Genomic DNA, 580 nt, shown 5'->3' with positions numbered 1-580 from the left:
CATGGCGCTGGCCTTCATCTACCTGGTGCTGGCGGCGCAGTTCGAGAGCTGGCGCAACCCGTTCATCATCATGCTGTCGGTGCCGCTGTCCATGACCGGCGCGCTGCTGGCGCTGTGGCTGACCGGCGGCACGCTGTCGATCTACAGCCAGATCGGCCTGATCACGCTGGTGGGCCTGATCACCAAGCACGGCATCCTGATCGTCGAATTCACCAACCAGTTGCGCGACGAGGGCAAGGCGCTGTTCGAGGCCGTGACCGAGGCCAGCGTGCTGCGCCTGCGGCCGATCCTGATGACCACCGGCGCCATGGTGCTGGGCACCGTGCCGCTGGCGCTGTCCTCGGGCGCGGGCGCCGAGTCGCGCCAGCAGATCGGCTGGGTCCTGGTGGGCGGCCTGATGCTGGGTACACTATTGACCTTGTTCGTCGTGCCGGTGGCCTACACCCTGATCGCCACCGCACGCAGGAAACCCGGCCCGGCCGGCAGCGCAACGCATCCCCCGGCCGGCCCGGCGGATGGCCAGGCGCCGTCGGCGCCTGCGGCCCAAGCGTCGGAATAGCTTTATGCGCCAGATCATCTT

Annotated in this window: 1 protein-coding gene; it reads left to right on the top strand. The window is 68.3% G+C overall.

Annotation, left to right across the window (positions count from 1 at the left end; genetic code table 11):
- A partial coding sequence (locus tag DKP76_RS18925; protein ID WP_146198962.1) for an efflux RND transporter permease subunit occupies positions 1-559 on the top strand: 559 nt, incomplete at its 5' end.
- Positions 560-580: the final 21 nt, after the last annotated feature.

This window comes from Falsochrobactrum shanghaiense, assembly GCF_003149535.1.
Lineage (GTDB): Bacteria > Pseudomonadota > Alphaproteobacteria > Rhizobiales > Rhizobiaceae > Brucella > Brucella shanghaiense.
The sequence above is the reverse complement of the archived record's forward strand: the minus strand, read 5'-3'. Positions and strand labels throughout refer to the sequence as shown.